26 protein-coding genes are annotated in these 20720 nt (G+C 35.3%); 8 read left to right on the top strand and 18 right to left on the bottom strand.

All coding sequences use genetic code 11. The annotated features are described in order from the left end of the window. From OZD64_RS03755 to OZD64_RS03725, 7 genes are all read left to right on the top strand, one after another. Nucleotides 1-161, top strand: a 161-nt coding sequence (locus OZD64_RS03755; RefSeq protein WP_274999147.1) for a transposase, incomplete at its 5' end; no start/stop codon positions are given. A gap of 210 nt (nucleotides 162-371) precedes the next feature. Beyond that, complete coding sequence (locus OZD64_RS03750) at nucleotides 372-1097, top strand: F0F1 ATP synthase subunit A (protein ID WP_022626288.1); 726 nt, start codon at nucleotides 372-374, stop codon at nucleotides 1095-1097. Between the two features lie 59 nt (nucleotides 1098-1156). Next, the gene (locus tag OZD64_RS03745; protein ID WP_006014985.1) at nucleotides 1157-1384 is read left to right on the top strand and encodes a F0F1 ATP synthase subunit C; all 228 of its coding nucleotides are present in this window, start codon (nucleotides 1157-1159) and stop codon (nucleotides 1382-1384) included. A gap of 3 nt (nucleotides 1385-1387) precedes the next feature. Further along, nucleotides 1388-1867 (top strand): F0F1 ATP synthase subunit B family protein, encoded by a 480-nt coding sequence (locus OZD64_RS03740; RefSeq protein WP_010962584.1) that lies wholly within the window; start codon nucleotides 1388-1390, stop codon nucleotides 1865-1867. Between the two features lie 8 nt (nucleotides 1868-1875). Then, on the top strand, nucleotides 1876-2352 hold the full coding sequence (locus OZD64_RS03735) for a F0F1 ATP synthase subunit B family protein (RefSeq protein WP_038198743.1): 477 nt from the start codon (nucleotides 1876-1878) through the stop codon (nucleotides 2350-2352). 5 nt (nucleotides 2353-2357) lie between these two features. Further along, nucleotides 2358-3956 (top strand): glycosyltransferase family 2 protein, encoded by a 1599-nt coding sequence (locus tag OZD64_RS03730; protein ID WP_274999319.1) that lies wholly within the window; start codon nucleotides 2358-2360, stop codon nucleotides 3954-3956. Beyond that, complete coding sequence (locus tag OZD64_RS03725; RefSeq protein ID WP_038198748.1) at nucleotides 3938-4966, top strand: COX15/CtaA family protein; 1029 nt, start codon at nucleotides 3938-3940, stop codon at nucleotides 4964-4966. The genes OZD64_RS03730 and OZD64_RS03725 overlap by 19 nt, the downstream gene beginning before the upstream one ends. Here the strand turns inward: OZD64_RS03725 and OZD64_RS03720 are convergent. Beyond that, nucleotides 4915-6990 (bottom strand): acetyl-CoA carboxylase biotin carboxylase subunit, encoded by a 2076-nt coding sequence (locus OZD64_RS03720; RefSeq protein WP_274999317.1) that lies wholly within the window; start codon nucleotides 6988-6990, stop codon nucleotides 4915-4917. The two genes, OZD64_RS03725 and OZD64_RS03720, sit on opposite strands and share 52 nt — an antisense overlap. Nucleotides 6991-7062: 72 nt before the next feature. Next, nucleotides 7063-7575, bottom strand: coding sequence for an ankyrin repeat domain-containing protein (locus OZD64_RS03715; RefSeq protein ID WP_394370289.1), 513 nt, complete (start codon nucleotides 7573-7575; stop codon nucleotides 7063-7065). Nucleotides 7576-7967: 392 nt separating this feature from the next. On the opposite strand from OZD64_RS03715, the gene gltX reads away from it, so the two are divergent. Then, on the top strand, nucleotides 7968-9389 hold the full coding sequence (gltX, locus tag OZD64_RS03710) for a glutamate--tRNA ligase (RefSeq protein ID WP_010962590.1): 1422 nt from the start codon (nucleotides 7968-7970) through the stop codon (nucleotides 9387-9389). Here the strand turns inward: gltX and OZD64_RS03705 are convergent. The 16 genes from OZD64_RS03705 to OZD64_RS03630 all read right to left on the bottom strand — a co-directional run. Next, nucleotides 9375-11036, bottom strand: a complete 1662-nt coding sequence (locus tag OZD64_RS03705; protein ID WP_274999315.1) for a recombinase family protein — start codon at nucleotides 11034-11036, stop codon at nucleotides 9375-9377. The genes gltX and OZD64_RS03705 overlap by 15 nt on opposite strands. Beyond that, nucleotides 10945-11223 carry a hypothetical protein gene (locus OZD64_RS03700; RefSeq protein ID WP_458694396.1) on the bottom strand — a complete coding sequence of 93 codons (279 nt, stop codon included), beginning with the start codon at nucleotides 11221-11223 and terminating at the stop codon, nucleotides 10945-10947. The genes OZD64_RS03705 and OZD64_RS03700 overlap by 92 nt, the downstream gene beginning before the upstream one ends. A 103-nt stretch (nucleotides 11224-11326) precedes the next feature. Continuing rightward, nucleotides 11327-11797, bottom strand: a complete 471-nt coding sequence (locus tag OZD64_RS03695) for an ankyrin repeat domain-containing protein (protein ID WP_264376927.1) — start codon at nucleotides 11795-11797, stop codon at nucleotides 11327-11329. 38 nt (nucleotides 11798-11835) lie between these two features. Further along, the gene (locus OZD64_RS03690) at nucleotides 11836-12546 is read right to left on the bottom strand and encodes an ankyrin repeat domain-containing protein (protein ID WP_135352802.1); all 711 of its coding nucleotides are present in this window, start codon (nucleotides 12544-12546) and stop codon (nucleotides 11836-11838) included. Between the two features lie 168 nt (nucleotides 12547-12714). Then, the gene (locus OZD64_RS03685) at nucleotides 12715-13875 is read right to left on the bottom strand and encodes a phage tail protein (RefSeq protein WP_108784550.1); all 1161 of its coding nucleotides are present in this window, start codon (nucleotides 13873-13875) and stop codon (nucleotides 12715-12717) included. Next, the gene (locus OZD64_RS03680; RefSeq protein WP_108784551.1) at nucleotides 13875-14675 is read right to left on the bottom strand and encodes a baseplate assembly protein; all 801 of its coding nucleotides are present in this window, start codon (nucleotides 14673-14675) and stop codon (nucleotides 13875-13877) included. The genes OZD64_RS03685 and OZD64_RS03680 overlap by 1 nt, the downstream gene beginning before the upstream one ends. A gap of 2 nt (nucleotides 14676-14677) precedes the next feature. After that, nucleotides 14678-15013 (bottom strand): GPW/gp25 family protein, encoded by a 336-nt coding sequence (locus OZD64_RS03675; protein WP_015588269.1) that lies wholly within the window; start codon nucleotides 15011-15013, stop codon nucleotides 14678-14680. 2 nt (nucleotides 15014-15015) lie between these two features. Next, nucleotides 15016-15270 (bottom strand): PAAR domain-containing protein, encoded by a 255-nt coding sequence (locus OZD64_RS03670; protein WP_015588268.1) that lies wholly within the window; start codon nucleotides 15268-15270, stop codon nucleotides 15016-15018. Further along, a complete protein-coding gene (locus tag OZD64_RS03665; RefSeq protein WP_015588267.1) occupies nucleotides 15267-15731 on the bottom strand; it encodes a phage baseplate assembly protein V in 465 nt (154 codons plus the stop codon). The genes OZD64_RS03670 and OZD64_RS03665 overlap by 4 nt, the downstream gene beginning before the upstream one ends. Next, nucleotides 15718-16200 carry a hypothetical protein gene (locus OZD64_RS03660; RefSeq protein ID WP_264376929.1) on the bottom strand — a complete coding sequence of 161 codons (483 nt, stop codon included), beginning with the start codon at nucleotides 16198-16200 and terminating at the stop codon, nucleotides 15718-15720. The genes OZD64_RS03665 and OZD64_RS03660 overlap by 14 nt, the downstream gene beginning before the upstream one ends. A gap of 9 nt (nucleotides 16201-16209) precedes the next feature. Next, a complete protein-coding gene (locus tag OZD64_RS03655) occupies nucleotides 16210-16698 on the bottom strand; it encodes a phage tail protein (RefSeq protein WP_019236396.1) in 489 nt (162 codons plus the stop codon). Continuing rightward, the gene (locus tag OZD64_RS03650) at nucleotides 16699-17004 is read right to left on the bottom strand and encodes a head-tail joining protein (RefSeq protein ID WP_108784462.1); all 306 of its coding nucleotides are present in this window, start codon (nucleotides 17002-17004) and stop codon (nucleotides 16699-16701) included. A gap of 97 nt (nucleotides 17005-17101) precedes the next feature. Next, nucleotides 17102-18106, bottom strand: a complete 1005-nt coding sequence (locus OZD64_RS03645; protein ID WP_264374498.1) for a major capsid protein — start codon at nucleotides 18104-18106, stop codon at nucleotides 17102-17104. A 43-nt stretch (nucleotides 18107-18149) separates the two neighbouring features. Beyond that, nucleotides 18150-18521, bottom strand: coding sequence for a head decoration protein (locus OZD64_RS03640; protein ID WP_264374497.1), 372 nt, complete (start codon nucleotides 18519-18521; stop codon nucleotides 18150-18152). Between the two features lie 76 nt (nucleotides 18522-18597). Then, nucleotides 18598-19641, bottom strand: coding sequence for a S49 family peptidase (locus tag OZD64_RS03635; RefSeq protein ID WP_264374801.1), 1044 nt, complete (start codon nucleotides 19639-19641; stop codon nucleotides 18598-18600). After that, nucleotides 19641-20720: phage portal protein (locus OZD64_RS03630; RefSeq protein ID WP_274999310.1), on the bottom strand; the 1080-nt coding region annotated here is incomplete at its 5' end. The genes OZD64_RS03630 and OZD64_RS03635, both read right to left, overlap by 1 nt.

Genomic DNA, 20720 nt, shown 5'->3' with positions numbered 1-20720 from the left:
GGTTTAAAGTACAGCCAAGAAGATGGGTTGTAGAAAGGACTTTTGCTTGGGTTAATAGGAATAGAAGGCTATCGAAGGAGTATGATTTACTCACAACATCCACTGAGAATTTCATATACCTAGCTATGAGTAGGGTTATGTTAAAGAGGGAATATGCTTGAATTTACTAGTTTCCGGACAACCTCTAAGTCAAGATATTGAATAATTTAACAAGATTAGTAAATTTTAAAATACAGAGCTGACTGTAATTAACATTCTAATTACATATTTTGTTAATATGTTAATGTTATAATAATACAGAGCCTTATCTTAATTCTTGACTTTGTCCTATAAAATTCATACTTTATTTACTGTTTATAATTCAGATTAAAATGGCACTAAATCCACTGGAACAGTTTAAGGTATATACAATAATAGAGTTACCTAGGTTATTTGGGTATGACGTAAGCTTTACCAATTCATCTTTTTTCACGATGATTTCGGTGATATTGATGATACTCTTTTTGCTTTTTGGAATAAAGAAGGGGTCAGTAATACCAGGATATTTGCAAGCTGCAGTTGAGTATGTATATGATTTTGTTATTTCAATAATAGAAAATAACACTGGAAGCAAAGGCTTGCAGCACATTCCATTGATATTCACAGTATTTATTTTCATTTTATCGTGTAATTTAGTTGGTGTTCTTCCTTATAGTTTCACGGTCACAAGTCATGTGATAGTCACCTTCGCTTTATCGATGGTGGTTTTTATTTATATAACGATTGTTGGATTTAAAGAAAGGGGAGTAGAATTTTTACGCATATTGCTACCAAAAGGAACTCCTTCGTGGCTTGCACCTATAATAATTATTATTAAGTTGTTTGCTTATTTAGTAAGGCCGGTTAGCCTATCAATAAGGCTTGCAGCAAATATGATTGCTGGTCATACAATCATCAAAGTGATAGCAGGGTTTATTGTAAATATGAACATATTTTTCACTCCTGCGCCGTTTTTGTTCATAATTGCATTGATAGGATTTGAAGTATTTGTTGCAATTTTACAAGCTTATATATTTACTATATTAACATGTGTATATTTGTCAGATGCAGTAAAGTAATTGACTTCCTTGTAGAATATTTTACAATTATATTATAAAGAAATAATTAAAGGTAATATATGGATTTAGTAGCTTTAAAATTTATAGCAATTGGTTTAGCTGTGTTTGGAATGCTCGGCGCTGGTTTAGGTATAGCTAATATCTTCTCTGCTATGTTAAATGGGATTGCGAGAAACCCTGAATCAGAAGGTAAAATGAAAAGTTATGTTTATATTGGTGCTGCCATGGTTGAAATCATGGGATTGCTTGCGTTTGTACTTGCAATGTTATTAATATTTGCTGCTTAACAGATGCCACAGCTTGATGTTTCAACCTTCTTTTCTCAAGTTTTTTGGTTTTTAATTTTTTTCTCTTCACTTTTTTTCGTAGTAAGTTGTTTATTTTTGCCAAAGTTAGATGAAATAATAAGCACTAGAAGTAAAGAAGTATTGGGTTCTTTTAATAGTTCTGTTCATCTTTTAAGACTTACGGAAGATCAGATTACCAAGTATAACGCAGCTTTAACCCAAGCTAGAATACAGGCAAAAAAAATCATAGATGATGCACTTGCTCAGGTAGAAGAAATGAGAGCTAATGTTAAGAATATATTAGAAGAGGAAGATAAAAAAAAGAGCAAGCTTATTGAAAAAAAAGTGGCAGAATTTAAATCTGAATATACTGATCAGTTAAAACAAATGGCTACTAGTATTGCTTTAATTTATTATACTAAATTGACTAATTCTGAAATTGAAGAGGAATTTATTGCTGACTTGGTGTCCAAAGAATTTTAGGGGTTTTTATGTCTACATCACTGATTATCGGTCTTGCCTTCTTGGTAAGTTTTGTCCTTTCGTATAAATTGCTAAAGAAAGTGATAAAAAATGCGCTTAACAATAAGCGTAACAAAAGCAAATTTTCAAGTGAAGAAACTGAAACATTCAGGAAAGATATGTTGGAGTATTACAAAAAATCTTCTAAAAAATACAAAGAATTAGATGCAGAAGTTAATAAAATGATGAATGAAGCACTTGATAAAGCTAATAGTATCATTAAGCACAATAGACAGCAGCTAGATCAGACATTAGATGACAATGCCCATTCTAATTTGAAGAAAGTCACTGACCAAGTTGAAAAAGCTCTTGGAGATTTACAGGCTAACACAGCGAGTATAGCTGCTGATGCTGTAAAAAAAATAATGCATGAACGTAAAGATGATAAGCGTAGTAGCGAGGTCATATCTTCATTTTCACGTGACTTAAATAAAAAATTGCATTAGGTTTAATGCCTATACTTCAAGCTGATAATGTAGAAAAAATTAAGTTTGATTCTAGTTTGTGCAAAGAGCAAGAGAAACTTTTTTACTATAAATTTAATATAATTCCTTGGCAAAAATTAAATGATACTACTTTTTTTATGGTTGAAGACACAAGCCGAGATATCAACCGTTGGGTCGAAGCTCATTACGGCATTGACTATGTATTAATAAAAGTGGATAGCGAACAGATTTTAAATCTTCTTAACTCGCACTTTGGTATTTCAGAATTTGCAAGCAACTACTTATATTACAAGAATCCTAATTTTTCAGCTAAAAGCATTAAACTAAGCTCAATATTTTTTGCTTCTTTCTTTATTGTAACTTCAATTTTAACACTAACAGAGAAATATACATATTTTGCTTTGATGTTGATATTTATAATCGGATGTTCTAGTTATTTATTCAAGTTTATAGCTACAGTTTTTAGCTTATGTGAAACCTCTAATCAAAAAGTGGATTATAGTAAGCTGAATGAAGAAGATTTTCCTATATATACTATTTTATTGCCTGCTTTTAAAGAAAGTGCAGTGATAGAGCAATTGATCGAAAGCATTGAAAATTTGGATTATCCAAAATCAAAATTAGATGTGAAGCTTCAGGTAGAAAGTGATGACCAAGAAACGCTAGCAGCTATAGAAAAGTACACTTTACCGCAGTATTTTGAAGTAATAAAAGTGCCTCATTCTTTGCCTAGAACAAAAGCCAAGTCATGCAATTATGCTATGAGCTTTGCTAGAGGAAAGTATGCAGTAATATATGATGCGGACGATAAACCAGACCCATTGCAGTTAAAAAAAGCACTGATTGAATTTAATAAGGACGACGATAAGCTTGCCTGTGTACAGGCGAAATTAAATTACTACAATTGTGATTATAATTTTCTCACAAAATTCTTTTCTCTGGAGTATATGAACTGGTTTCAATACTTATTGCCTGGATTCCAAAAAATGAACATGCCGATACCTTTGGGTGGTAGCAGTAATCATTTTTCAGTAAAAATTCTAAAAGAAGTGTTTTTCTGGGATGCTTATAGTGTTACCGAAGATGCTGACCTTGGTTTGAGACTTGCGCAAATGGGATATAAAACCAGGATGATTGACTCAGAAACATTGGAAGAGTCACCAATTGCTGTATTTGCTTGGATTAAGCAAAGAGCGCGCTGGATCAAAGGCTATATGCAAACTTATATTGTTCATTTAAAAAATATAAAGTCACTTTATAAACACACTGGATTTAAGGGAATTTTGCTATTGAATCTTTTTGTTGGCTCTGCAGCTTTTATATTTTTTACTACTCCATTTTTACTGCTTTCATTGATATTAACTAAAGTTTTAAATGAATTATTTTTGTACTACTTTGTAGTGGTATACGTTACTAACCTGATTCTTTTGGTAATAGCTGTCAAACAGCAAAAGATGCCTTTTTATTTTTATATAGTATCGATATTTTTTCCGGTCTATAGTCTGCTACATAGTGTTGCAGCTTTTCTTGCCTTATGGGAATTTATTCTTTACCCTGAGCGATGGAACAAAACTCAGCATGGTTTATGGAAGCAAAACCTGTAGCTATTTGGCTTTTTCTCTGCTCGGTCATGGTAATTCTCATGGTAGGGATTGGTGGATTTACCAGACTTTCAAAAGCAGGATTGTCAATCACGGAGTGGAAACCCATTACTGGAACATTACCACCACTGAGTGAACAAGACTGGCTACAAGAAAAATTAAAATACGAAGCTACACCTGAATATAAAGCACTTAACTATGGTATTAGTATGGAGGAGTTTCGCGCTATATACTTAATAGAATATGTACACAGATTGGTTGCAAGACTAACAGGTTTAGTTTTTGTCCTGCCATTTATATATTTTACATTAAGAAGAAAAATATCTAAAAAGGTAGTAATAAAGCTATTTGTGGCATTATTATTTGGAGCTTTACAAGCTTTTGCTGGTTGGTATATGGTAAAAAGCGGCTTGGTAGCCAAGCCTCATGTTAGCCACTATAGGCTCGCACTTCACTTATTATTAGCATTAATTATCTTTGCATTATTTTCATATCAATTTTTTGATTACCAAATCAGGCCAAAGCAAACTAAACTTAAGATTAGTTGTAACACCAAGTACTACGTAGGAATTATTTTAGTTCTGATCATGATACAAATAATTTTCGGCGCATTTGTTGCAGGATTAAATGCTGGTCTAATTTACAATACCTTTCCACTAATGGACGGACAAATCGTTCCAGAAGATTTATTTTTCTTACAGCCTACATGGCTGAATATCTTTGAGAACAGAGCGACAGTGCAATTTATACATCGAGCACTGGCATTGCTAATACTAACTTTGGTAGTAATACTCACAGTAAAAAATGCTAGCATAAAACCGGTATATATTATGCTGCTCTCCGTCGTCATTCAGATCATTTTAGGTGTAATTACTCTATTATTGCACATACCAATAGCCATTGCCATAGCTCATCAAGTGTTTTCATTTATCTTGTTTGGGTCAAGTTTGTACTTCTTATGTTATTTAAGAAAGCAGACTACATCACCAATCTGCACATTTTTTCCTTCTTGAACGGGAATATTTTTTATCACCATTGCTGCTTCAGCACATATGATATTTTCCATTTTCATTGCCTCCACCACAAATAAAGGTTGTCCTATTTCCACCTGATCTCCTACATTTACGTGCAATTTAACTAATAAACCAGATATTGGGGATTTTACAGCATCTGCTGAAATCCCTTCTGTTTCATTATTTAGCATTAACCTACTTAATTCAGCTACATGAGGCTTAAATATACAACACTCAGCTTTCATGCCTGCATGCCTTATGAAGTACTTGCTGCCTTGTCTTTCTATTTTAAGTGCTATATTGGTATCGTCATTAATTGTGATATATAGCAATCTATAACTTGATTTCCACTTGCCTATAACGGAGTATTTATTGTGATTATATACCGTTATTAATATATTATCTTGGTATTTTGCATTTACGGAGTACTCATTGTCATTTATATTCACTATGAATAAATCTCTTGCACGGTCACCTGCCATCCGAGTAGCTGATACTGGTGCCCCTTCTTTTTTACTAGATTCCAGTGTCACGCACTGGAATGACACCTGAGATGTTTCATTCACTGCTTTATGATGGTACCTTTCTTCATTTTCCAAATGAACATATAACGCAGTGAAAATAAATATTTTAATATACTCCTCTGTAACAAAATCGCCGTGAAACCCACTAGGGTAATGATCTGGAATGAATCTCGTATGGAGCTTTGCTGCGATAAAATTTGGGTGATGGAAGATGGATTCTAGAAATTCTATATTATTTGTTACTCCTTCTATATAGCATTCAGACAATGCTTTTTGCATTCTGCTGATCGCTTCTACTCTATCTTTTCCATATGTTATCACTTTGGCAATCATCGAATCATAGAACATGCTAGTTTCTGAACCTGCAGCAACTCCATCATCTATTCTTACATAATCATTTTCACCCGGTTTATCGTAATATTTTATTCTTCCGCTGGAAGGGAAAAATTTCTTCGATGGGTCTTCAGCGCAAATTCTACTTTCTATTGCAGAACCAGTAAGTTTAATATCATCCTGATTGAATCTCAATTTCTCTCCACAGGAAGTTCTAATCATTTCTTCTACTATGTCTATTCCAGTTATAAATTCTGTTACTGGATGCTCAACTTGCAATCTCGTATTTACCTCAAGAAAATAGAAGTTTTGGTCTTTATCTACAACAAACTCAACAGTGCCTGCTGAAAAATAGCCAACTTGCTTTGCCAGAGAAACACATTGAACATACATTTTTTGTCTTACTTCTTCACTAATGAATGGACTTGGCGTTTCTTCTATTATTTTCTGATTATTCCTTTGTATCGAGCATTCTCTTTCTCCAAGACAAACTATATTGCCATATTTATCTGCTATGATTTGTATTTCAATATGTCTTGGCAACTCTATATATTTCTCTATAAAGATACTGCCATCCTTAAAACTTTTCTCTGCTTCATTTGTGGCTGATGTAAATGCTAGTTCAATTTCTTTTTTGGAGTTTACAATTCGCATTCCTTTGCCACCACCGCCTGATGCAGCTTTGAGCATAACGGGAAAACCGACCTCTTTAGCAACTTGAGCTGCGTGGGCAGCATCGCTGATCTTACCCATATATCCTGGCACTACATTCACTCCAGCTTTTCTTGCAGCTTCTTTTGCTGTTATTTTGTTGGCTGTAACTTCTATTGTTTCTGCACTGGGACCGATGAAGTCTATATTATGTTTTTGAAGAGCACGTGGAAAATCTGGATTCTCTGCTAAAAAACCATAGCCAGGATGAACTGCCTCAGCACCTGTTTCAACTGCTACTTCACATATTTTTTCAATGTTTAAATAACTGAGGCAAGATGGCGAAGGGCCGATATATCTTGACTCATCTGCTTGTCTTACATGCACAGAATTTACATCTGCATCCGAGTATATGCACACACAAGATATACCCATCTTATGGGCAGTTCTGATAATCCTGCAGGCAATCTCTCCTCTGTTTGCTATTAAAATCTTACTGTACTTCTTTTCTATCATCGTATGAGTATACTTTCTGAAGTTAAGAAAGTAAATTTCTATATCATTGCCTGCAAGTAATTTCTAGCTTCATCAAACACCTAAACTTTCTCCTGCAAGTTGTACATTAGCATTTTCCACTAAAGTGCTTTCGTTATGCAAGGCATGTATCTCGCTACATGCTTTAACTGACAGGTATGTGACTCCGCCAGAAGCTATTGCAACCATCGAGCTTAGTGCAAAAGATTGAGAAACTAAAAATAAAAAGTATAAAGACAAACATAAAGCAGCGATACATGCTATCGCTCCTATTATATATAAGCACAGGTGAAACTTCTGGTTACATATAAAGCTGTCTTTTATGCCTGCGATTTGCTTAATTTCTTTCTGTTGTGCAGCATTTAAGTAATAAAGAGGAGTTTCCCTCTTCTTATTAAAAGCATAGCCTTTACTGCAGAGCGCATCTTTAATATATTTTTTATTACATTTGAGTTCCTCTTTCAATCTGCTTACTTCTTTCCGATCTCCAGCTTCTTCTGCTTTCGTAATTTTGTTATTAGCTTCCTTCTCTAAGTCATTCACAATCTCTTGTACTGCAGTCAGCAAAATTCCACTTCTTGCTGCTTCATGAAATGGATTATCTCCATATTCATTATGCGCAGTTACAGAAGCAATGTTCTTCTTACAAATGTCTACAAATTTACCTTTGTTTTGTATTCTTGCAGCTAAATGCAGGAGATTACCTGCCTGTACTCTTTGTTTTGTTTTATCAAAAGGGCCGGTGTAACGTCAATTGATATTAGCTTCATTATCTGAAAGCAATTTTGCTATATCTACAAGTCCATCCATAACTCACCTCGCTATATTCAACCAATACTAAATTATACAACACAATTTATGAAAAACAAGTAAATTTTATCTCTCAGAACAAATAAATTCTAAATTGTTACAAACATAAATTTTAGCTATCATCATTTACATTACTGTAACAGACAAATATGCCAGGTATAGTCACGAGATTTGCTCCATCACCAACAGGATTTTTGCACATTGGAGGAGCTCGTACTGCGTTATTTAATTGGCTCTATGCAAAGCATCATGGTGGCAGGTTTTTGCTAAGAATTGAGGACACCGACAGAAAACGTTCAACACAAGAAGCAATTGATGCAATTATAGAAGGGCTAAGATGGCTCGGTATGAGCTATGATGGGGAAATAGTATATCAGTCAAAAAGAATAGAGCGGCATAAAGAAGTAGCAAACCTTTTAGTTGAAAAGGGTAGGGCGTATCACTGTTACTGCCCTGAAGATGAAGTTGCAGAAAAGAAGGCAAAAGCAAGAGAAGAGGGCAAGATATACAAGCATAAATGTACTACAAAACCTCCTTCTTGTCATCCAAGTAGCCGACACTGGAAAAATATGTGGTCACGCGCTGGAATGACATCGGGTGTGAGGTCAGTTGTCCGCTTTAAAGTGCCAGATTCGCAAGAGATCGTCATTGATGACAAAATATACGGCCAAATCAAAGTAAATAGCGACCAGCTTGATGATATAGTGATCTTACGCTCTGATAACACTCCAACATATATTTTTGCCGTGGTAGTTGACGATCATGATGCTGGAATAACTGATATAATACGTGGTTCTGACCATCTCACTAATACCTTTAAACATCTGCTAATATACCAGGCTCTTGATTTTGACATTCCACGCTTTGCACATGTGCCGCTTATCCATGGGGAAGATGGGAATAAGCTATCCAAAAGGCATGGTGCCACAAGCGTTTGCGATTATGAAAAGATGGGAATATTGCCAAAAGCGATGCGTAATTACTTGCTGAGACTTGGCTGGAGTCACGGCAACGATGAGATTATTAGCGATGAGCAAGCAATAGAGTGGTTTAATTTAGAAAGTATTGGTCGTTCACCTGCACGGCTCGATTTCAAAAAACTGGAGCATTTGAATAACCACTATATTAGTAATATGAGCAATGAAGATATTCTGACTCTAATGCTTAGAGAAAATACTCTAACTGACAAAAAAAAGGGCTATTTACTGCAGGGACTGACAGAGCTAAAAAAAAGAGCAAACTACCTGACCGAATTATTGGATTTAGCAAAATTTTATATTCAAGATCCGCCACTTGATTTAAGTGAAGAGGCTGAGCAAATTGTCAAATCTAACCTCGATATAATCAAGTTACTTGCGTCATTTCTGTCAAAGATCGGTGATGAAAATTGGAATAAGGGTTTTTTATCTTCTCAGATCAAGGAATGTGCAAAATTGCACGATATGAAAATAAGCGATGTATACCACTCATTACGCGCCCCTATAACTGGAGTAATGGATGCACCTGGAATCATTGATATCATGGTGATTCTTGGTAAAGATGAGTGTATAAGAAGGTTACAAGCAATTTAAATGAAATAAGAAAATTTCTTGACAAGCTTTGCCAGCCCCTTTATCATGACGTCCAGTACAATGTTGCAAATTAAAAATCTCTCCATCCTGTGCTGGTTCTTCTATTCTAAACGCCACTTCTACCTGGTCATAACCAATCTGAATTCGTTCTACTAATGCTTTAATGATGCCACGCTTAGTTTGCCAATCTAGCTGTTCCAAATTAGATTTTACACTGGAATAAAGACTCTTTATACTGTTGATGATAAGGTTCATTCCCTTCTCTATCGCTTTTTGATCAACTACCTTTTTCTTCTCTTCTTCTATCCCTCTTAAGCGTTCCCTCATTCTTTTCATCGTCTGTTTAAATTCTTCCTCACTTATATATCCTTTATCTCCTACATTTTCTTGACTATAATAGTCTTCCATTAACTTTTCGATGCCTTGTTTTATTTGATTTTCTCTTCTTGCAAGCTTCTTATCTGATGATTCATCATTTTTATTTTCTGCAATTCTACGGTGATACTCATTTTTTATTATCTCTGGGTTTTTTAGTAAATTTTTCACCTTTTCCCATATAGCTGTTTCTAACATATCTGTACGGACCAATTTATTAGTACACTTCTCCCTACCATCAGTAATACGTATAGTACTACTACAGCGATAATAGCTAAACTTTTTTCCCTCAACTCCACATTGTGCACCACTATACGCATATCCACAGTTTTGACACACAACTAGACCTTGTAATAGGTATTTCTTTTTTCCTCCCTCTCTCTGCATCCTTGCTCTTTTTCTATTTTCATCCAGTTGCTTTTGTACTTTATTAAATAACCCTTCATCAACTATTTTTGGTACTGGTATATAAATCCAGCTGTCCTCATCTGTGCGACAGATAGAAACCTTTTGTTTATTTCTTTCTCTTTTTTCAACCCTCTTTAATTTACCAAACGCTGCTTGTCCTTTATATGCTGGATTTCTTAACACCTTCCAAATTATTATTGGACACCACACCTTCTTTCCAGTTCTTGTTCTAATTGACTTATCTCTTAGTCTACGTATCACTTCCCTTATACTTATTCTCTCTTGCCCTACCCACATGAATATCTGCTTTACTATTTTTGCTTCCTCTTCATTTATTTCAAACTTTGTCTTTTCTCTATCTACATGCTTTATACGATTATAACCAAAAGGTGCAATGCCAATTACACTTACACAGCCTTTTTTTGCTCTATGGAGTTTTCCCCTACGACTACGTTCCATAATCTTTGTACACTCATATTCTGCCACTAATCCTTGCATTCCCAATAACAATTTAGACTCTGGATTATTTTCAGTCTTATGATTTAAGAATATTACTTCTACTCCTGCTTTTTCAAATTCATCAAGTAGTATCATTTGATGTGCAGATTTTCTTGATAGTCGGTCAGGTGAATGAATATAAATTTTATCAATTTGATCTTCTCCTACTTTATCACGTAATGCATCTAAACCTTCACGTTCTAAACTCCACCCACTAAGCCCATCATCCTTAAATTCATACTCATTCAGTAACTCATGCTTATCTGCAGCAATTCTATGCTTGAGCTCGGCAATTTGACTCTCTATTGTATTGTTCTGCGCTTGACTCTTCGATGAAACTCTTGCATATAAGGCCACTGTTATCATTTTTCTTTATCTCCTTTTCATTGTTTCTTTTTACCGCATACCTTAGTAACAGCTCATAGGCGTCTGCTAGATGTTGTTCCGCTAATTCATCTGGCTCGTATCGGCAAGTTAATGTTCTTTTTCTCATAGTTTCTCCTGCAAATGTTTTTGTAGTGCAAGGAGCCTTACCACTCCTTTTTTCCATCAATCCATTTACTCTTATGAAAAAGACCAACTTTTATCAGCTACAGCCTTCAAATTTGGTCTAGCCCTTCCTTTACCAACTGCTGTTGCGCTTTCTGATACGACTCTTATTTTTTTAACAAACTTTCCATTTTCTCTGTTTCTTTCTTTAATACCTCGGCTATTTCTTTGCTATTTTTCGCATAATCCATCGCTATCATTCCAAATTTATCCGCTTGCTCTATTTCTCCTCCAGCTTTTATCAGCTCCTCCACTATTTCTTTTTCACCTACCATGCACGCAAGGTGTAGAGGTATGCATTTATTTCCATATTCCTCAGCATTTACGTCTGCTCCTGATTTTATCAATTCCCTCACGATTTCTAGACGTTTCTCCGTTACCGCTAGGTGCAGTGCTGTGTATCCTTTCACATCTGCTGCATTCACATTCACTCCTTTTTCAACTAATAACTTCACTGTTTTTGCGTCTACTGCATAATGCAGAGCTGTTCTTTCCTTCTCGTCTCTTTCATAAATATTTTCATATGAGTTCTCTAATAATTCTTTTGCTGACTTATTAAATTTGCCAAGCTTTAACATAATCCACCTCACCTTTTCTTTAAATTTAAATCCCTCTTTTAAACCTTCCTTTTCGCTACCTCATCTATCATTTCGTTCACTTGGCTCATTATTTTGCTTGCTAAATTTTTACATTCTTCCTTTATCAGTGATTTGTCTCTCTTCCTTATTTCTTCTATCTCTATTATTTTTAACTCCGGCAAATAACTCCCATTCAACATGTCTGCTATTTCTCCCACTAGCCTCTCTATTCCATAGCATGTCAGTTCTCTATTTTTTATTACTCCTCCTTTTTCTCTCAAAAATTTGCTTGCCTTTTCACTTTCTTTGCTATCACACAGAGAATACTTTTCACTTTCCCAGATGTAATACATTGGTGTTGCACCATATTTATTCAGTTGATTAACTTCAGCTCCCGCTTTTACTAGCTCTTTTATTATTTCAACTCCTGCTCCTCCTATTTTGCATGCAGAGTGCAATGGCGTACATCCACTGACATATTGAGTGGCATTTACTTCTGCTCCTTCCCTTAGCAGCACTTTTACATTTTCTAAGCTTTTTGCAAATACTGCACAGTGTAGTGGTGTATAACCATTTTTATCTCTTGCATTTACCTCTGCCCCTTTTTTTATTAATAACCTCACTGTTGTGTAATCGGAGATTTCTACTGCTTGATGCAAGATCGTCTCTCCTTCTTCATTTCTTTTATTAATGTTTTTAAACCCGTTACTTGATACTTCTTTAAAAAACTTACTCTTGCTAAAACTCATTTCATACCTCACAAAATTAGCTTTTCTAGCGCCAGACAAATTTCTTATATTTACCTGCTGCTATTCAAGTCATGTCCTTTTTAGCATGAGAAAGCAAGTCCTTTTCTTTTTATTTCATACACTTTTACCTATTATTAATATAATATATGAGGATCTAAATATAAGTGCTTAACTTATTAGAGATATTATTCGACTATCTTTCCAACTTCTGTGCAAATGTCGATGTTCGTGCCACTTCAGTACTCCCGGGTAAAATACTAAAATGTGCTTTTCTAATTCGTGTATTGAGTCTTTTTGCTCTGAATCTAAATCGTTTTTATAGTAAACGTTGTGTTCTGCTAAAACATATTTTCTGACCTTCTGATCTGTATAATTTTCTACTTTATAGTTGTGAGTAACGCTAAATCTTTCTAAAATTGGCTTGTGTTTTAAATTCCAATATTGCCCTGAAAGTTTATCGCTTCCCAATACAAATTTATTTCCTCTTTCTTCTACGCTACTAACTGGAAAGCACGTATTTATGTCTCCTAAATCCCAACTGTCTGATAATACTATCTGCGCTTTTGCAAATTTAATCGATGGTAATAAACTCTGTGGTAATGGATATAGTGCTTTTAAGTTGTACCACAAATGATTTCTTTCATAAATACCGTTATAATTCTTTGTGTGAGGCTCTGTTTCTCCAAGGATTGCTACATCTAGGCGATATATATCATTGCTTAAAGCTCGTTCATAATGATCGCGTAGATAGTTTTCTATAATCCTAATAACTGGACCACTAGACCTGAAAAAATTTACTCTTCCAAATGATAACACTGGTCCATCTTTTTCTATTTTTACTCCTGAATAATCAGAAAGAAGATCTCCAAATAAACTCTCATCCAATATAAATCTCTGCGCATTATAATAATCGTTAAAAATCCTCATCAACCTCGATCTTACAGGCAGTGATAGTTTTGCCAGCTCTACTACTGCATCTACGAAGAAGTCATTTGGTACCTCTTTTATCCCTACTTGCAACTCAAAAAAGTGTTTACCGGGTGGTTCTTCGATGATTGTAATGTCTTCTATATTTGCCCACTTGAGTGCTATTTTAAGTGATTTAGGTGTTCCTCGCAGTCTTTGAAATTTTACTCCTTCTACTACTGCTTTTCTTCTATCTTTTACCCAGCGTAGTATTTCTTCTAAACCATATTCTTCTATTATCCACGGCAATGTTTCTTCTTCCAATCTAAATTTAAATCCTCTAATACAGCTTGGATCAACCTTATAATCTATCGCATCTACTAGCGCTTTTTCCTGTTTTGTTGCATTTGGTGGCAATAACATTAATTCAACTCAATCTTTAAATTTTTCAAATTTGCAGATTCATTTCCCAGAACCACAACATCCTCTCTTGGCTCGATCAATTCCACATTTTCTACACCATCTACAAATAGATTCGCTATTATCCATGATCTTGTTACACTCCACCCTAATCTTTTTGCTAATTCAAACTTCTTAATAAACTGCTTCTTGATTTCTTCCTCTGATATTACAGGACTCATGCTCATTCTGCTGTGAATATCTATTTCCGTAATATTGCAACCAATTACTGTTATCGTATCTGTTAAAACCCTTATATCATCTCTAGTAACCTGCTTTTTTACAATTTCTAGTAGTTCTTCTGACACTATGCCAGTTGTGGATAATTGTGTTGATAAGATTGAAATTTGTACTTTCCCTGGTATAGGTGATTCTACTAATGCATCTTTTACTCTACTATCTGCTGACAGTGCCTGATAACGATAATACTCTTTACTTCCTCCTGTACTCCAGCCTTTTATTTTTGCTTTTATTCTTTTTCTAAATCGTTCGTCCTCTTCTTCTTTTTCTCTCTCTACTCCATAAAATTCAGCTAAATTACCAAGATCTTCTCCCGTTGCAAATTTTAGTAAATTACTTTTTACAGCTTCATTTATTCTTTCTCTGAGTAACAACTCTCTCCATGCTGCCACCTCCAGAATCTTTATCGCTGGATCACTTTCAACTAATGCTGTAAAACTTGTGTCTCGATTTACTAACTCTTCTTTCATTCTCGAAAATATTTCCTCATAGCTTAGTTTTTCAATAATATTAGATGTTTGCATTTCTAAACAACTACTCCACTAATATTTATGAACTTGCCTTCTGAAAGATACATACCTTCAAGTACAAGAGTCATTTTTCCTTCTTTAGCTTCAGCAATCTTTACTTTTTCTAACTTAAATCTCTTCTCAAATTTCCCCAGTGCTTCTGCTGTTGCTGCATAGATCTTCAAAGTAAAATCTCTACTGATTGGTTTATCCACTAATTCAAATAATCTTGAGCCATAATCTCTCCTCATTATTCTACTGTTAATAGGAGTGGTCAGTATATCAATTATCGACTGCTTTAAGTGCTCTATTCCTTCTAACGTTTTTCCTGTTTTAGCATCCATACCCTTCATTTCTATTTTGCAAAGACGCTTTCACTGCCTTTTATTACTTTAAACCCACATGAAACTATATCTCCTACTCTTCCTACACCAAGACCATTTGCAAACACTGTTTTTGATCCTTCAGTTAATGCTCTTCCTTCACTAAAACTGTCTCCTTGTCTACACATTGACTTACCGTTTACAAAAACATTATTACTTCCGCTAATGCAGAAATGTGGTATAGCTTCTCCACAGTAGTCTCCTAACCTCACTATTCCTTTGTTCAATTTAAGTCGATCCTTTCTGCTTTCAGTTTTATTCCACTTTTTGTCATTTCTATGCTCGATTCCCCAGCTTTCAGTGTTATTTTATCTACTACTTCAATCTCTAAATGATGTTTTTCCTTATCATATAACAATCTTGTTCCATCTTGAAACTTCACACTATTTATTTCTTTTTTATTCTCTGGTGCAGGGTATTTTTCCTGATATATTCCTCCTAATACCACTCCTAATGATAGTTCACCAAGAGGAGAAAATATCATAACCTGTTCATCAATATCTGGCGGAGACCAATCTCTATCTTTTCCTGCTTTACTTGTTATCCACGGTAAATAATCTGTTAAAAATTCTCCTATTTTCACTCTTACTTTTGCTTTTTCATAATCTATTTCTTTTACAATTCCTATACGAATAACGTTTGCTAGCTTCCTATTCAGCTCTGAAATCGCAAAACTATGATCCAACATTTATATTTCCTACGTTTATTGTATGTGGTTTAATTTTCCCCTCTTCCCATACTGATTTACCTAAATGAAGCTGATGACTCCAATCAACCATCCACACTAAATATGCATCGAGCTCTGGCATAAATCCGTCAATTTCCGCAGAGATAAATTCTCCTGGTGAAACATTTTCCACATTCCAAGTATTTTTATTTACTACTCTCGCAACCTCAGCAGCTAATGTTCTAACAACTACCGAGGAATCCTCTACTGTTCCATCAACTACAATCCTCGCCTCAAACCTGGCTTTCAATGCTAATTCATCAGTACCTGCATCTTTACCTGGTTCTAAACTTGTTAGTTCTACAAACACCGCTGGCGCTACTAATTCTTTCCTTATTGCTGGATAAATTTCACATGTCTGTATAGCCAGTATTTCTTCCTTCAGTGTGCTGCAAATTGCTTTATGTAAATCTTTCCAGAACTTTGTCATGCATATAATTTAACTCATGTAATGTATAAAATATTTTTCAAATACCTTTTCAACTTCATAATTAACAAGATTCCCTATTATCCTTGAAGCCTCAGGTTCGAGTGGCAACTTAACTTCCTTTATTGGCAATGCTGCCCTTCCTTCACGTTTAAACATACCGCTATTTCCTTTTGGCATAACTGCTGCAAATCCTCCTATAAACTCATGCTTTCCTACTTTCGATCCTCTTCTTGTTTTTTGTATTTTGCCAATTGTCGATGCTCTAATGTCGTAGAGATTTGCTCTAATTAACACTTCTAATCTGCTTGTTTTTGCTTTAAAAATTCTTAATCTCTTTCTTATCAAACTTAATTTTATTCTCTTTTCCTCACTAATTTCCTTAGCTGCTTTTGATTTTAGCCATATTGCTGTTTTGTTTAATGCACTCACCGTCACTTTTTCCACTTTTTTCCTTTCAGCATCTATACTTTGTATAATACTACCGGTGTTAATACGCATTTATACTCCTGACGCTCGAATTTTCCATACCATTCCTGAATTATCTTGCAGCGGTGGAGAATATACTTTATATTTACGGTCACCTATAACAAAAATATCTCCTACAATTGGCTGCAGTAGATCAAACGCACTTATTTCCAACACTAAAGTTTCTCCTACAAATTGCCCTTCACCAATCTCGTATAATTTATCTGGCTCTTGCTTTAACACCTGTACCATATATGACTTATCCTTTGATTTATATAAAGCCACTTCTCCTAAATGGGCAAAACAATCTTCTAATAATCGCTTAATATTCTCTTGCATATTTCTTTTTGATATACTAACCTTTACATGCTAAGAAAGCGCATACCGGTAGAGTCGTTCTGTGCCTCACCACCTTGTAGTTACTCTACCAGTATTGTTATGCTGCAACGATCTTGACCAAAACGGCCGGGCGGTGGCACATTGGTAGAGGGTTTGACTGCGTATGTAAATCAGTTCCTCTATCAAATCTTCTTGGCTCTTGTTTTGCATAGAGTGGCTGTCCAAGAGTATTCACTGTTTCATTAAAATCTGCTGGTGCAAAATATGTTGTAAATGTGCTTGCTGTTCCTACTGGAAAACAGTGCCCCGTATCCCTTTCTATAAATCTTCTCACGGTTCCTTCAGGATCAGTTGCTTGTCCTCTATATTCCTCAAACGTTATTCCACAGAACGTAAATCCTGACCTCATATCATTTCTTAGCGCTGCTCCTTCTTGCCATCTCTCATATGCTTCTTTCACTTTAGCATGAGAAGTAAGTGCATCAAAAAACTCAGGGCTTACTAAAGCATGAATTCCTGTCATATATTCACCACTTAGATTATCTTCTATGTGCCTCAATACTTCCAGACACTTACGTTTTACATCAGTTATCGCTGCTCCCAGTGCAAAATTTACTACTTTTGGTGTTATTTCAAATTCGTTGTACAGATTTAACAATTCACTGCCATCTGCGTCCAGAATTATTCCTTTCAGCGCTCCCATACGCAAATGCTCCAACGTTATTGCATGTTTATTTCTCATTAGCTGCAAATGGTCAGTTATTACATCTGCCAGCGCTTTAAGTTCACTTTCTGATCCAAATGCTCTTATTCCCTGTACTTCTTCTGGTAACACTACATCATCATGCGGAATGTGCGGAATCGTAAATGTTCTTACCTTTCTTTTTCCTCTTTTTCCTACTGTTGCTGGTGCTCCGGGTACTTGCGTTGGTAGTAAACTTAATACTCCATTTTGCTCTTCTATCGTAATATGTCTAAATCTTACTGACCTACTTGGAAATAAATTTAAATTTTCAACCCGTCCATAATTTATCGGCAATATATTCATCGCATTAGTTAGTGCCGTCATACTAAATGCTGTATTTGTAAATGGATTTTGCATTTTTTCTTTTCCCCCTTTGTGTTTTTTATTGTTTAATATAGCTTTAGACTGCTTTACGAATAATGATCCCTCGTGTTTCAAGTTGCTTTATTGCTGCATTTTTCTGCTCTTCAGTGATATTTGCTGGCCATACAACTGCATGATCTGCTAGCATTGCACCGCGAGCAATAATTACTCCTTTAGCATTTTCCTTTGCGTTTACATCACTTGAAATTACTCCTATTGCCGTTTGTGTGCCGTCTGTTCCAGTGGGATTAAGTACTCTAATAAAACCATCTTCCGTCTTTTTGGCAACTACTGCACCAAGCTTAAGATTTTGACCTTTAGCTACTGTTATTTGATCTCTTGAATATAGACTTGATGCCTCATACTTTAATAAGTCACCTAGATTATTTTGTTCAGTTATACATGTCATATTTTCTTTTCTCCTTTTTTTCCCTTTAGTTTACCGCCATGTTTGTAGTTGTTGTACCCGACGGTTATAAAAAAACTTAAATACTTGATTGTGCTCTAGCTTTAGCTACTTGCATCATCAACTCCTCTCCTGAATTCTGTGGTATTGCACTCAGTATCTCTGTCTTCTTCGTTCTCTCTGCAAGTAATTCCATTAAAACTTCCCTGGCTTGCTCAACACTTACGCCTTGCTCAATAAATTCTTCTATCTTTTCTGGCACCTTCGATAAATTACATAAACGTATTAATTCAAGAACTTCAGTACGATACTTGGTTAAATTATCAGTTTCTAGGTCGTTTGTAGTTTGTTCATTCATAGTAATACTCCTGTTTTTATTAATAGATGAAAGAATTGTCATTCCGTCTGCAAGGCCTATTTCTACTGCTTTCTCCCCAAAATATAGCCCTGCCTCTGTTGATCGAATCTTTTCAATTGAAAGACCTCTGTTCCTTGCTATTAGCTGCAAAAACATTTCATATAGTCGGTCTACTTCTTTTTGTAAGCTTCCCAGACTTTCAGACGTCATTGGCTCATGTGGGTTTAAATCATTCTTTCGACTACCAGCAAAGATTGTGGTGTACTTAATACCTTGCTTTTCATCAAATCTACTTTGATCTATATGACTTGCTATTACTCCAATACTGCCAACACCAGAAGTTCTGCTCACAAATACCTTCTCAGCGCTTGAAGCTATAGCATATGCAGCAGAGTATGCATCATCATTTGCTATCGCTATTATCCTCTTTTTTGCTCTTGATTCATAAATAAAGTCAGCTAGGTCAAATATACCGTTTACCTCTCCTCCGGGGCTATCTATTTCCAGCATAATTGTCTCTATGCTACTATCTGCTAATGCTTGTTTAATTTGTTCTTCTATTTGCTCATATGATGTCATCCCGAGCATTTCATCAAACGCACCTGGTTTTTTAGTTAAAATTCCATGAATTGGTATAATTGCAGTTCTTTCTACGTTACTTTTGATGGAGTGCTTTATGTTTTTAAACGTGGGATGTTTTTGATTGTTTAATGACAATAGCTCAAAACTCCTTGGTTCAAGCATTAATGGTTTTCCTAAGAGCATCATAATCCTTTACAATCAGAGTCAAATATTAAGTTGAGACTATTTGCACGTTTTTGATCTTCTGCTATTTCTTGATCTATTTCTTCAACATCGTAACCCATTTCTGATACTACTTCCGATCGACTCTTAAATCCATTCCTTACTGCCATTTGCTGCGATTGCTGGTCTTTCAGTGGATCCACCCAATCAAATCCCTGTGGTATCCATTTTACTTCTTCTTTCGCTGCTTTTACTACTTTTTCATCTATACTCAGTTCTCCACAAAACACTGCTAATTCTAGCCATCTATTCCAAATAGGTCTACAAAACTGGAACACTATCACGTTATGCTGTAACATTGCGCACCTTCTGCGAAACTCTATCAACCCTGCCCGAATGGATGAATAATTAACGCTTGTTAAATCTCCTGTTAGCTGCTCATATGTTATTCCTGTACCTATTGCTATTGCCCTCAGTTGCTGTCTCATAAACGCTTCATAACTTCCTCCAACATCTGATGGCTCTGAAAATTTTATGTCCTCTCCTGGGTCTAAAAGCTGCATTGTTCCAGGTTCCAGGCCAGATAGTGCTACTCCTTGCTCACTTGCTTCACCTTCTCCCATGATATTTGCTTCTGGATCAAGTCTCGTAATAAATCCCGCAAACATTGCTGCAGTCTTTTTTCGTACTAATTCTGCATCATCATATTGATCAAGTTCATAGAGCTTTAGCAGTATACTCGAAAGCCATGGCTCTCCTCTAATTTGCCCAGGTCTTAGTGGTCTATAAATATGTAAAACATCATTTGCTGGTACTCTTACTGATTCTCCAAATGAGCCTTCTCCTGGATGTTCTCTAAATAAGTAATATGCTTCTCTTTGCCCAAGCTTGTTAAACTCAATCCCGTTTCTTATTACATTACCATTTGCTAAAGTTTGATTTGTTTTATTGTCTAAATGTTCAGACTCAAGTACTTGCAGTTGTAGTGGTACAGAAAATCTATCTTCCAGCTTTCTCGTTCTTAAACGTACAAAACATTCTCCTCCCTCTATCATACTTCTGCATACTAGAGCTTGTAATCCATAAAAATCACTTACTCC

Origin of the sequence: Wolbachia endosymbiont of Drosophila tristis (assembly GCF_028981745.1) — a bacterium.
Classification (GTDB): domain Bacteria; phylum Pseudomonadota; class Alphaproteobacteria; order Rickettsiales; family Anaplasmataceae; genus Wolbachia; species Wolbachia pipientis.
Note: the sequence above shows the minus strand (reverse complement) of the source record. Positions and strands in the feature narration are given on the sequence as shown.

Bases quoted from the DNA above. Each gene is read 5' to 3' on its own strand.
- OZD64_RS03750 (WP_022626288.1), top strand. From the start codon at position 372: ATGGCACTAAATCCACTGGAACAGTTTAAGGTATATACAATAATAGAG.
- OZD64_RS03680 (WP_108784551.1), bottom strand. From the start codon at position 14,675: ATGCAAACATCTAATATTATTGAAAAACTAAGCTATGAGGAAATATTT.
- OZD64_RS03740 (WP_010962584.1), top strand. From the start codon at position 1,388: ATGCCACAGCTTGATGTTTCAACCTTCTTTTCTCAAGTTTTTTGGTTT.
- OZD64_RS03745 (WP_006014985.1), top strand. From the start codon at position 1,157: ATGGATTTAGTAGCTTTAAAATTTATAGCAATTGGTTTAGCTGTGTTT.
- OZD64_RS03725 (WP_038198748.1), top strand. From the start codon at position 3,938: ATGGAAGCAAAACCTGTAGCTATTTGGCTTTTTCTCTGCTCGGTCATG.
- OZD64_RS03650 (WP_108784462.1), bottom strand. From the start codon at position 17,004: ATGCAAGAGAATATTAAGCGATTATTAGAAGATTGTTTTGCCCATTTA.
- OZD64_RS03685 (WP_108784550.1), bottom strand. From the start codon at position 13,875: ATGTTATTGCCACCAAATGCAACAAAACAGGAAAAAGCGCTAGTAGAT.
- OZD64_RS03640 (WP_264374497.1), bottom strand. From the start codon at position 18,521: ATGACATGTATAACTGAACAAAATAATCTAGGTGACTTATTAAAGTAT.
- OZD64_RS03665 (WP_015588267.1), bottom strand. From the start codon at position 15,731: ATGTTGGATCATAGTTTTGCGATTTCAGAGCTGAATAGGAAGCTAGCA.
- OZD64_RS03635 (WP_264374801.1), bottom strand. From the start codon at position 19,641: ATGCTCTTAGGAAAACCATTAATGCTTGAACCAAGGAGTTTTGAGCTA.
- OZD64_RS03695 (WP_264376927.1), bottom strand. From the start codon at position 11,797: ATGTTAAAGCTTGGCAAATTTAATAAGTCAGCAAAAGAATTATTAGAG.
- OZD64_RS03705 (WP_274999315.1), bottom strand. From the start codon at position 11,036: ATGATAACAGTGGCCTTATATGCAAGAGTTTCATCGAAGAGTCAAGCG.
- OZD64_RS03645 (WP_264374498.1), bottom strand. From the start codon at position 18,106: ATGCAAAATCCATTTACAAATACAGCATTTAGTATGACGGCACTAACT.
- OZD64_RS03690 (WP_135352802.1), bottom strand. From the start codon at position 12,546: ATGAGTTTTAGCAAGAGTAAGTTTTTTAAAGAAGTATCAAGTAACGGG.
- OZD64_RS03655 (WP_019236396.1), bottom strand. From the start codon at position 16,698: ATGCGTATTAACACCGGTAGTATTATACAAAGTATAGATGCTGAAAGG.
- OZD64_RS03675 (WP_015588269.1), bottom strand. From the start codon at position 15,013: ATGAAGGGTATGGATGCTAAAACAGGAAAAACGTTAGAAGGAATAGAG.
- OZD64_RS03660 (WP_264376929.1), bottom strand. From the start codon at position 16,200: ATGACAAAGTTCTGGAAAGATTTACATAAAGCAATTTGCAGCACACTG.
- OZD64_RS03730 (WP_274999319.1), top strand. From the start codon at position 2,358: ATGCCTATACTTCAAGCTGATAATGTAGAAAAAATTAAGTTTGATTCT.
- OZD64_RS03735 (WP_038198743.1), top strand. From the start codon at position 1,876: ATGTCTACATCACTGATTATCGGTCTTGCCTTCTTGGTAAGTTTTGTC.
- gltX (WP_010962590.1), top strand. From the start codon at position 7,968: ATGCCAGGTATAGTCACGAGATTTGCTCCATCACCAACAGGATTTTTG.
- OZD64_RS03720 (WP_274999317.1), bottom strand. From the start codon at position 6,990: ATGATAGAAAAGAAGTACAGTAAGATTTTAATAGCAAACAGAGGAGAG.